We start from the raw sequence: 10,575 nt of genomic DNA on the forward strand, positions 1-10,575 counted from the left end.
GAAAACAACGCCGTCCGCCTTGTCGATCACACCATGGACGAAAACCTCGCGGCCTGCCCAAGGGTGATGCCGGTACAGAACCTCACGGCATACGGTCCCGTGGGCGTTCTCAAGCCTTGTTGTACAACGAAGTCCGCCCACACAGCGCGATTGGCAACAAGGCGCCGGTATCGCTGTTGAATGGCTCATCGGCGCCCCCGCCGGCATGAGCCGAACCCGGAAAATTCCAGCTCTGGCTGGCCTAGTTTTGGGGAGCGTTTCACTCGACAAACAAGCTCCCGAAGCCTTGTGGAGGCACTTTTGGTAGCAAGGCCCAATTGCGGGTTCTCGACCATCTATGCCAGAGCCAGTATTTGCAGCAGGCAAATTGGCGCGGCGCAATCAAGAAGCTAAAAGATAAAAGCTTCAAATGCCCTGGCCTTTCTCCAGGCAGGATTCGATCGAGAGACGCATCCCTTCTCGCAACCCGACATAGGGCATATACCCAAGAACTTTCTTGGCCTTGGTGATATCGCACGCAATTGTCTTGTTCATTTCAGACAGGACATGAAGTTTCTGATGATAGATGCCGACATACTGAAGAGACGCATCTAGCATCGTTGCAATTTCAGCCACAATTCTAGGCAGACGAATCGTGTTGGGCTCGACCGTCATGCCGAAATCTTCATGTAGGACCTGGCCGACTGTTTCGATAATCTCGTTCATGGTGTATGGCGTGTCGTCGGCCAGCCAGAATATCTCACCAGCCGCATCCTTGTTGGCTGCGGCAAGCAAGACGCCTTGCGTCACATTGTCAGTATAGGCCATTGAGCGCCGGTTCCGGCCAGATCCGACGATGGGAAACTTGCCGCGCTTAATCATCTTGAAAAAGAGGGTTTGCCTTGATGGCTGGTTGGGTCCGTAGAACCATGGCGCGCGGACGATAACAATCTCCATCGGGCTGCCGGTGGCAATTTCCGCACGCAGGGCCTTTTCCATCAGCATTTTGGAGCGGCCATATCCCATATAAGGGTGATAGGGACTTTCTTCTGTAAATCTATGGTCTGGATGTGGGTTGCAGCCGATCGGCGAATTCGAAGACATAACAACGGCGCGCCTCACGCCGGACTTTTGGGCTGCCGTTATCAAGTTGATCGTGCCTTGCGTGTTGATCGCTTCGAATTGGGCGACCGTTTTCGGATGAATGACTCCGGCCATGTGGATCAATATGGCGTCCTCAGCGCCGGCCACAAATGTGCGGATGGTTTCCATATCTAAGATATCGCCTGTGACGATTTCCACGCCCTGCTTGCGCAGCTGCGATACATCTTCTCCTGCAAGAAGGAGCGCCCGTACCCGGAAGCACCCGGCTGGCCGTAGTTGTGTTCTTGGCAAACCGGTCGTCAGTGCCGCCGCGATGCGCGCGCCCAGCCAGCCGGTGGCTCCTGTTAGAAGCACAAGCGGCGTGTTCAGATGTAATGAGATTGTCCCTTGCACGCTAACAATCTTCCTGATTTCTGTCTCTTGAGGCTGACCGGGCGCGTTCTCGTGGGGAATGACAGAGTGCCGCTTCTGCAACCCGAAACGCTAGCGCCATGCTTGTCATTTGGGGATTCACTCCTGGCGCTTCCGGAATGAGGCTGCCATCGGCGACAAAGAGGTTTTCGATGCCCCGCACCCGTCCGTAGCTGTCGACGGCGCAAACATCGCGGTGCTCGCCCGGAGGGCAGCTCGAAAACAAGTGTATCGTCATCAGATTCGTTGCCTGCTTGGGCAGAGGCTTGTTCCAGAATTCATGCACTTGGTCGGGGCTAGTCCATCCTTCATGGCCGGTTATGCTCGGGAACACCTTGCGGGCGCCAGCCGCAAACAGCGCCTGGCCAAGCCGAGTGAGAACCTGGCTCAATGCTGTCCAATCCTCAGGGACAAGTTTGAAAGTGACAACGGGCCCATTAGAGCCAGGAATCAGTCTCACCGACCCCACGCCGCGCGGACGTATCATGCCATAATACGACCCGCAGAAACGCCAGTCTCGCATCAGATCGCCACGGTTTTTCCAGTCTTCTGCAAGCGAAAGGCCAAAGATGCCGGGCGTGAATACCGATCCGCCGATGCGTTGGTCCGGCATGAATTCGGTAATCGCCGCCAGAGGAGGCCGCGACTTGTGTGCATCGACGGGTTCGCTAAACAGCGCCGTCGCTTTGATTGTGGGATGAAAGCGCAGGGTATCGCCGACACGTTTATGTACACCGGAGCAGCGCAGAAGCGCTGCCGTATGGATTGCACCAGCGCAAACGAAGACCATATTGGCCTTGACGCGCACTGATAGGGCTGGTCCGCCTTCGGCACGTGACTGGGCGAGGACCTCTATGGCACGTCCTTTTTCAATTCGTATCTTGTGCACCCGGGTCTGCGCTAGCAGGCGCATCCCGCAGTCCACAGCCTTCGGGAGAAGGGTGACGGCCATGGACTGCTTGGCGCCACTCGGACAAACGTAAGAACACCGGTTTGCGCCTTTGCAATCGCGTTGTCCCCGTTTTAGATCTGATACTTTCCAGCCGAGCGCTTCGCCTGCCTGCCGCAAAATGTCGGTGGCACGTCCGAGGGGGCCGGGAGTGAGGCTTGCATTTACCGCCGCCTCGGCGCGCTCGTAATATGGCGTTAGTTCATCCGGGGTAAAGTTCTCAATCTTGTTCAGCTTGCGCCATTGCTCAATGAGAGCGCTATCGGCTCGCTGGGTAATTGCACTGTTAATTTCTGTACCTCCGCCGACGCAGCAGCCCTCCGCATAAACTATGGGGGGGCGGCCAATCGCGGAAGTTACCCCCCCGCAGCGCCAGGCGGCCGAAATTGCTTCGCTTGCGATAGGAGAAGCTGCTGATGAGGGGATGTGCTTACCTTCTTCAAGCATGATCACGGATAAGCCCGCGGCCGTCAGCACATCTGCCACGCTGGCGCCGCCTGCACCGGAGCCGATAATCGCCGCGTCTGCATCCAGTTGCGCGGGATTACTAGGACGAAAACTGCCTTTCAACTTCAAGCCTTTCGCTTCCGATCAGGCGCCAACAGCTTCGCGACGACGAGCGCCTGCTCATAGAATGCAACCAGCGCCGTGGATCGATAAAGGCGCATGACGGAGCTGATCGGGGCGGGCAATCGGTTCAGAATATTGCAGAACCCTTCCGCGCGGCGCGCGCTTGCAAGGGGACCGCCCGCCCCGGCTGAAAGGAAGAAGATGCAAAGGCTAACGAAGATCGAGACGCTTCGAATCGCCAAACACAGATGAAAGGGAGCGCCTGCAATGGCTCGCGTGACGCTTGATGTGACTTCAGTTAATGCGACTTGTTTCTCTTCGCTGTCGAGCAATGGCCACGCAGGAATCAGTATTGCCACGATCACCCGATCGACGACCATTTCAGTCTCCTCGCGTCAAAACACCGATACCCGCAAAGATAAAGCCGAGGCCAATCCATTTGTACAGATGGAACGGCTCTCCTAAAATATAATGTGATGCAACTGATAGTGCCGCAAACCCAGAACCCGCCAAAACCGGGTAGGCGACCGACACCTCTACAGAGACAAGAGCCCGTGCAAATAACAAAACGCTGATCCCGTAAAACACTAGCCCGGCTACGAAGGCAATCGAGAGATACTGTTCCGCGGGCCCGGCGGGCGGCGTCCGGCTCCATTTCAGCAATAGATTGCCGATACAGGAACTCAAGCCCGCGACAAGAATCGCAATCAGGGAAGGCGAATTCATCCCGGGATCATCCGCAAGGCGTACGGAAGTAAGGCCAAAAGCTGTTGTTTGACCGGCGATGTGTGGTGTGACGCTCCGCCCATATTCAGAGACGGCTTATTCGCCTGATACCAATCATAAGTATCGATGATCATCTGGGAATTGGAGTACTTAGGCGCGTAGCCAAGTTCTGCTTGAGCCTTCGAAATATCGAAATACATCGATCGCCCGTACATCAGCAGATGGTAGGGGCCCAAGGGAGATACGCCAAACGCGCTTGCCAGAGTCCCTGCGAGAGCAGATGGCCAGGCCGGAATGGACTTGATTTGGCTGTTGGAGCCGGCGTGGTCGATTAGCGTCTCCAGAAGTTCACGCATTGTACCAAATTCGGCAGCGCCGATATTGAATACTCCAAACCCCTTGGTATTCGAGGCTGAAACGCACGCGCAAGCCAGATCATCCGCGTGTACAAATTGATATCGGTTATTGCCGCCGCCTAAAACCGGGACGTCGAGACCGCGTTCAATCCAGTCAAGTAGAATGTGGACGATGCCAAGGCGGCCATGTCCGAGAATAGTGCGCGGGCGCACGATTGACACATCCAGACCGGACCGTTCCATTACGCTCTTGCAAACGATCTCTCCTGCGAGCTTCGCCCGTCCGTAATCTTCGACAGGATTGGGTTGGGTGTCTTCTGTGACGGGATTGGATTTCGGGGCTCCAAAAACCGCGCTGGAGGAAGTGTATATTAGCTTCTCGACCTTTGCAGCAGCCGCTTCTTCGGCGATGACCTGAGTGCCATCCTTGTTGACGGACCAGAACAGGTCGATATCCTTAGCTAAAGGGACTTGGGCAACGGTGTGAAACACTTTATGTACGCCTGAGACGGCCTGTTTGACTGCATCGCGATCCAAGATCGTGCCTTTGAAAACTTCCAGATTCGGATGACTGAATCTAGGGAAGTTCAGATCAAACACCCGAACGTGAGTGCCCCGCTCAAGCAACTGTTTGCTGAGCAACTGACCAAAGTATCCCGCGCCGCCGGTAACTAGAGCAGTATTCACCATCTCCAACCTGCACAAATTTCAAGTCAACTGTTGAGGGCCCGTGTCTCTCGGCTGAGCGCTTGACCGGACCGTAAGAGTGTGAGTTCAGGGCCGATCCCGACAACATGCTGGTGAAAACCCAGGAAGTGATGCAGAAGGCCGTAAGGTCGTTGCACGCGCAATGAGATCTGCATCAATGAAAAAGTCCTTTGGCGGTCCAATGGACGGTGTAACTGACGGACAGGCATTCATCTGGATGTCGGCGATGGAGTATGTTCTGAAAGTCGCTAACTTCGAGGTAACGCCGTGAGCTCGTGAAGGAGGCTCCGCTAGTTCTCATGGCTTTCTCCAGAAGGCTGAATCCGGCGGCAGTCGTCGGAATTTCCTGCAGGCTCAGGCAGACGTGGTCTCAACTGCAGTGCGGCTGCTGCCCTTACGAGCATGTTTCGTGCCAAAGAATAGAGTGTTTATTATCACCACAATGCCTTTATGACCGTGTAGCATCTGCGACAGTTTTGCGGAAAAGCTACGTAGCTAGAACATAGACCTCCGAGGAGAGGCGCCTTGCGGTGGGCTGGCCCGATGGTTGAGAGCTGAACGTACGGGCGGCTATACGGGGTCGCCTGGAAGTGGTTGATACAGGCCGGCGGCGGCGTTGGTCTGAGGAAGAGAAGGAGGGCATTGTTTTGGAGAGCTGTCCGGGCCGCGCCTGGCTGCAGCGACAGCCCCGCGATACTGCTTGGCGCGTTCTCTATTGGTGACTTGGCGAAGAGCCTTCGCGGCGACGCGGGCCAAATCCGAGGCTGGCTTTGTCAGGGCGGTTGTGGCCGAGGGGGGCCGGCGGCGTCCGTGGTGGCGTCATCGGAAAGCGCGACCGTACATTCGACGGAGCGCCGGATCCAGATCGAGCTAACCGGCGGGCGGCGGGTCATTGTTGATCCGGGCGGCGACACTTCGCCGGATCATCGAGGTTTTGGATCCGCGATAATTCCGGTTCCTGCGGGAGTTCGGTTGTGGCTGGCGACAGGCCGCACCGACATGCGTAATTATGTGGAGCCTACGATTATGCTGAGTGCGCGGCCGGTCGATCCGAGACCTGCTCCGTTATCAACAGTTTAGTTCCTGGTGCCCTCTTCCTCGCTCCGCATAATCTGAGGCCTCCCTTCGTGTCTTGATGTCAACGAAAGGGAGATAAGATGAACAAGCTGAGAGAGAATCACTGCCTCGGGCAGCGCTGCATGGAGGCAGGCGATCTCGCCCCGGTGGTGACGGAGTTCGCACGACACCTGACGGCGTTGGGGCATTCGAACTTGACGGTGAGCGGTTATGACGCCGCAGCCCGTCACCTCGCGCAATGGCTGACGCTGACCAAGGTCGCAGTCGCTGACATCGATGATGGCGTCATCGATCGGTTCGCTCGACATCGCTGTCGATGCCCCGGCATCCGTCGCGAGAAGGGCGTGTCCGAGAAGTACGTGAGACGGGCGCGCCGGTTCGTCGAGTTTCTCGGTGAGCGCGGGATTGTTCCGCGCAAGCCGAAGCTCGCATTGCCGACGCGCGACCGGCGGGTGGTCGAGTTCCAGGACTGGCTGCGGCAGCATCGCGGCGTCACAGAGCTGACAATAGGTCGACACGGTCGCATGGTCATGCGGCTGCTCCCGGCGCTTGGTAGCAAGCCGCGAAGCTGGAATGCCCCGCTCATTCGCGACGTGATCATTGCAGAGACGAAGCGGGTGTCTCTGGCCTACGTGAAGACGATGACGATGGCGCTCAGAGGATATCTACGGTTCCTCGGCGCTCGGGGGTTGTGCCGTGCGGGACTCGATCAGGCCGTGCCAATCATTCCGCAGTGGCGACTGTCGTCGCTTCCGCGATACATTGGCTCGTCAGATGTCGAGATGTTAATTGCAACGTGCGATCAGAACACGGCGACCGGCGTGCGTGATCGGGCGATCCTGCTACTATTGGCGCGACTAGGTCTGCGGGCCGGCGACATTCTCTCTCTTCGCCTCACCGATATTGATTGGCAACAAGCGACGCTGTCGGTTCGTGGCAAGGGACGCCGGGAAACGAGATTACCATTGCCGCAAGACGCCGGTGATGCCGTGCTCGCTTATCTGGATCAAGCCCGACCGCACGTCGTCGATAGTCGAATCTTCTTCATGTCGAATGCACCAATCCGGCCACTGACAAGGTCGAGCGCAGTCTCGGACGTTGTGCGTTGTGCAATACGAAAGGCCGGTATCACCGCTCCGTCGAATGGGGCCAACCTGCTTCGGCATTCGGCCGCGACCGCCATGCTGCGGGGCGGCGCGACGCTTGACACGGTTGGAGCCGTGCTGCGCCACCGCTCGCCGGATATGACCGCGCACTATGCCAAAGTCGACGTGACGATGCTGCTGCAGATCGCGCAACCTTGGCCGGGAGATGCGTGATGCTGAGTCAACATCTTACCAAATATGTGGACCAGCAGCGGTCGCTGGGGTTCAAGTTCCGCGTCCAGCACATCCTGCTGAGGGGCTACGTCGCCTTCGCCGAGGAGCGCGGCGACCGGCACATCAGAAGTGCCCGTGTCCTGGCGTGGGCCGCACGTGCGCCATCACCGGAGCAGCGCCGCAACCGGTTGCTTACCGTGCGACGGTTCGCGCTGGCGATGCACGCCGAGAACCCGCGCCATCAGGTTCCGGCGGCGGATGCACTCGGCCACGCCGTCGTCAAGCGGCGATCGCCGTATATCTATAGTGCGGACGAGATCGCACGATTGCTTCGCGCTGCGGCGGCACTCCGGCCAGCGGGCTCGATCAGACCGACCATGTATGCAACGCTCTTTGGCCTGCTCACCGCTACCGGCATGCGGATCGCAGAAGCATTGGCGCTGCAGATCGACGATGTGACTGCCGATGGGCTCTTCGTCCGGCAGACCAAGTTCCAGAAGAGCCGGCTGTTGCCGCTTCACGCAACAGCTCGGCTGGCGCTCGACAGATATCTGGTCGCCCGGCGGTCGCTGACCACCACCGATAGCGCTCTCTTCGTATCGGTTGCCGGGCAGTCGCTGCCCTACAACACCGTGCGACGCATCTTCCTTCAACTCCTCGATAGAACCAATCTCAGGGGCGCGTACTCGGGGCGAGATCCGCGCATCCACGATCTGCGCCACACCTTCGCGGTCCGCTCGCTGGAGCAGTGCCGCCACGATCGTGCCGCGGTCGCCAGCCATATCGTGGCGCTCAGCACCTACCTCGGCCACGCCCACGTGACCGACACCTATTGGTACTTGCAGGCGACACCGGTCCTGATGGGCCAGATCGCCGAGGCCGGCGAGGCATTGCTGATTGGAGGCGCCGCATGACCGCGCTCGCCCCCTATCTGAGCAGCTTCCTGCGCGAGCACCTGCCTAAAGAACGCCGGGCGAGCCAACATACCTGCGAGGCGTATGCCCAGAGCTTCCAGCTGTTGCTCCAATTTGCCGCCGGCCGGCTCAAGCTCAAGCCATCGAAGATCGAGATCGAACGGCTCGACGCGCCGCTGATCTTGGCATTCCTAGAGCATCTAGAGAAGCAGCGCGGCAACTCGGCGCGAACCCGCAATGCTCGGCTCGCTGCGATAAACTCGTTCTTCCGTTATCTGGAATACAGGGTGCCATCCAGCCTCGACCAATCACGTCGGATCCATGCGATCCCGATGAAGAAGACCGATCAGGCGCTCGTCGGCTATTCACCCGTGACGAGCTGCAGGCTCTGTTGGACGCGCCAGACGCGAGCACCCCGTCCGGCATCCGTGATCGAGCCATGCTGCATCTGGCCTTCGCCGCAGGCATGCGCGTGTCGGAGCTGGTCGGTCTCCGGCTCGATCAGATCGACCGCCAGACCATGTCCAGCGTGCACATCATGGGCAAGGGCCGACGTGAACGGGTCTTGCCGCTCTGGAAGGAGACGGCCGCAGCTGTGAAGGCTTGGCTTAAAGCGCGCCCAGTCAGCGGCGCTCCTGAGTTGTTCTGCAATGCCCGTGCCCAGGCGATGACCCGCTCAGGCTTTGAATACATCCTGAGCAAGCATGTCGCCACCGCCGCTCGCAGAGCACCGTCGATCGCCGGCAAAGGCGTCAGTCCGCACGTACTGCGCCATACCTGCGCCATGCATACGCTTCAGGCGACTCGGGACGTCCGGAAAGTCTCGCTATGGCTCGGACACGCCAGCCTGCAAAGCACCGAGGTCTACCTCCGCGCCGATCCGACGGAGAAGCTCGAAGCGCTCGCCGCCATGACGCCGCCGATGCTGTCGCCCGGCCGCTTCCGGGCGCCCGACAAGCTACTGGCCATGCTGAGCGCGGCCCGACGCAAGCCGAATTATGCGGAGTGAGACATACGAGAAAACCGCGGCGGGCAGCAACTTCCCGCCGCGCACTCCGCATAATCGTGGGCTCCACATAATTACGGTTATGTGGTGCGCCACATAACCGTAAAGGCTTCGCCTCATTGTCACTGTAGCTGCAAGAGGTGCTGCGCTGCGATCCGCTGAGTGGTCATTTGTTCTGCTTCCGCGGACGCAGAGGCGGTCTATTGAAAGTGATCTGGCAAGACGGCCAGGGAGCATGCCAGTTGGCGAAGAAACTCGAGAGAGGTCGTTTTGTCTGGCCATCGCTGGCGGACGGCATGGTGTCGATCTCGCAGGCGCAGATGAGCTATCTGCTATCCGGCATCGACTGGCGCAATCCCCAAGAGGCCTGGCGTCCGACCAGTGTGGGCTGAGACTTTGTTATTTGAGTTTGGCCGCGAATGTGATTCCATCTGGCTATGGACTTTAGCGCCGACTTGCTGCTTGATCTTGCCGCCGCGCATGCAATGATCCTGGCCGAGCGCACGGCCAGGCTTGCCGCGGAAGCCAGGCTTGCTGAAGCGGCTAATGCCCAAGCGAAGCCATCGACCACCGAACCGCTGATTGCCCATCTCAAGCTCGAGATCGAGAATCTACGACGCACGATATATATATGGCGCGCGCTCCGGCCGGTCGGCGCGGCCGCTCGATCAGCTGGAGCTTGAGCTTGAGGAACTCGAGGCGGGCGCGACCGAGGATGAGCTCGCTGCCGAGAGGGCGGCCGAGAGGACGCAGACGGTTCGTTCGTTTGAGCGGAGGCGGCCGGTGTGCCAGCCCCTTCCCGAGGATATCGAGCGGGAGGGCGTGATGCCGCCGGCCCCGACGCAGTGTCCCTGCTGCGGATCGGACCGGCTGTCGAAGCTCGGCGAAAGCGTGACCTCGACGCTGGAGGAGATCCCACGCCGCTTCAAGGTGATCGACACGGTCCGGGAGAAGTTCAGTTGTCGGGATTGCGATGCGATCACGCAGCCGCTAGGCGTGACAGCCCGCGCCACAGGACCGTATTGCCGGGCGGCGGATCGCTGGCGCGGGCGAGATAACCGCCGAGCCGGGCGATCTTGATCAGATAGTGCGAGCGTTTTTATTGCTTTTGGTTTGTCGTTGACGAGGCGATCGAGCACGCCGATTTCAGTCGCAGTCAACGCGAGGGTTGGCGGCGCTTCTGGGGCGGAACGGTTGAGCATCGTCATCCAGAAGACCCGCCAACTCAGGATGCAAAAGAGCGAGATCAGATTGGTCAGACGCTGGGCAGTCCTGAGCTTCGACTCCTCAGCTTTGCAGCCCGATTTGAGGATTTTGTGGAACACCTCGATTGTAGAAGTTTCGACTTAATCTGACGGCAAGGTTTGACTGGCAGGGAATGGAGCTGCGGGCGAGCAGGAGCGCTCACCCAAAGGGCGCTCCCGCGCAGCCCGCAGCGTCTCACAGGAGACGTTAC

At 59.0% G+C, this 10,575-nt stretch carries 9 protein-coding genes and 2 pseudogenes; 6 read left to right on the top strand and 5 right to left on the bottom strand.

Features of this window, described 5'->3' with window-relative positions:
• Positions 1-405 precede the first annotated feature (405 nt).
• From GPL20_RS38155 to GPL20_RS38175, 5 genes are read right to left on the bottom strand one after another with little or no spacing between them, the layout of a single operon-like run.
• Entirely contained in the window at positions 406-1,476 is a 1,071-nt protein-coding gene (locus GPL20_RS38155) for an NAD-dependent epimerase/dehydratase family protein (protein WP_254126418.1), read from the bottom strand.
• A 1-nt stretch (position 1,477) separates the two neighbouring features.
• On the bottom strand, positions 1,478-3,019 hold the full coding sequence (locus tag GPL20_RS38160) for an FAD-dependent oxidoreductase (RefSeq protein ID WP_246251296.1): 1,542 nt from the start codon (positions 3,017-3,019) through the stop codon (positions 1,478-1,480).
• Positions 3,016-3,393, bottom strand: coding sequence for a hypothetical protein (locus GPL20_RS38165; RefSeq protein ID WP_157337844.1), 378 nt, complete (start codon positions 3,391-3,393; stop codon positions 3,016-3,018). Before GPL20_RS38165 ends, GPL20_RS38160 begins: the two co-directional genes overlap by 4 nt.
• Position 3,394: 1 nt before the next feature.
• The gene (locus GPL20_RS38170) at positions 3,395-3,739 is read right to left on the bottom strand and encodes a DMT family transporter (protein WP_157337846.1); all 345 of its coding nucleotides are present in this window, start codon (positions 3,737-3,739) and stop codon (positions 3,395-3,397) included.
• Positions 3,736-4,785, bottom strand: coding sequence for an NAD-dependent epimerase/dehydratase family protein (locus GPL20_RS38175; protein ID WP_157337848.1), 1,050 nt, complete (start codon positions 4,783-4,785; stop codon positions 3,736-3,738). Before GPL20_RS38175 ends, GPL20_RS38170 begins: the two co-directional genes overlap by 4 nt.
• Before the next feature lie 1,175 nt (positions 4,786-5,960).
• On the opposite strand from GPL20_RS38175, the gene GPL20_RS38180 reads away from it, so the two are divergent.
• The 6 genes and pseudogenes from GPL20_RS38180 to GPL20_RS38200 all read left to right on the top strand — a co-directional run.
• Positions 5,961-7,199 (top strand): tyrosine-type recombinase/integrase, encoded by a 1,239-nt coding sequence (locus GPL20_RS38180; RefSeq protein ID WP_157337852.1) that lies wholly within the window; start codon positions 5,961-5,963, stop codon positions 7,197-7,199.
• On the top strand, positions 7,199-8,113 hold the full coding sequence (locus GPL20_RS38185; RefSeq protein WP_157337854.1) for a tyrosine-type recombinase/integrase: 915 nt from the start codon (positions 7,199-7,201) through the stop codon (positions 8,111-8,113). Before GPL20_RS38180 ends, GPL20_RS38185 begins: the two co-directional genes overlap by 1 nt.
• Positions 8,110-8,334, top strand: a pseudogene (locus GPL20_RS40370) (site-specific integrase); the annotation flags it as partial. The gene GPL20_RS38185 and the pseudogene GPL20_RS40370, both read left to right, overlap by 4 nt.
• A gap of 170 nt (positions 8,335-8,504) precedes the next feature.
• Positions 8,505-9,122 (top strand): tyrosine-type recombinase/integrase, encoded by a 618-nt coding sequence (locus GPL20_RS40375; protein WP_430641855.1) that lies wholly within the window; start codon positions 8,505-8,507, stop codon positions 9,120-9,122.
• Positions 9,123-9,259: 137 nt separating this feature from the next.
• Entirely contained in the window at positions 9,260-9,511 is a 252-nt protein-coding gene (gene tnpB / locus GPL20_RS38195; RefSeq protein ID WP_347340056.1) for an IS66 family insertion sequence element accessory protein TnpB, read from the top strand.
• A 45-nt stretch (positions 9,512-9,556) separates the two neighbouring features.
• Positions 9,557-10,109 (top strand): annotated as a pseudogene (locus GPL20_RS38200) (transposase domain-containing protein); the annotation flags it as partial.
• Between the last annotated feature and the right edge of the window lie 466 nt (positions 10,110-10,575).

Source organism: Bradyrhizobium cajani, from assembly GCF_009759665.1.
GTDB lineage: Bacteria > Pseudomonadota > Alphaproteobacteria > Rhizobiales > Xanthobacteraceae > Bradyrhizobium > Bradyrhizobium cajani.

What these genes read in the sequence shown, in the direction of transcription:
- GPL20_RS38165 (WP_157337844.1), bottom strand. Translation starts at nt 3,393, where the DNA reads ATGGTCGTCGATCGGGTGATCGTGGCAATACTGATTCCTGCGTGGCCA.
- GPL20_RS38170 (WP_157337846.1), bottom strand. Translation starts at nt 3,739, where the DNA reads ATGAATTCGCCTTCCCTGATTGCGATTCTTGTCGCGGGCTTGAGTTCC.
- GPL20_RS38175 (WP_157337848.1), bottom strand. Translation starts at nt 4,785, where the DNA reads ATGGTGAATACTGCTCTAGTTACCGGCGGCGCGGGATACTTTGGTCAG.
- GPL20_RS38180 (WP_157337852.1), top strand. Translation starts at nt 5,961, where the DNA reads ATGAACAAGCTGAGAGAGAATCACTGCCTCGGGCAGCGCTGCATGGAG.
- GPL20_RS38185 (WP_157337854.1), top strand. Translation starts at nt 7,199, where the DNA reads ATGCTGAGTCAACATCTTACCAAATATGTGGACCAGCAGCGGTCGCTG.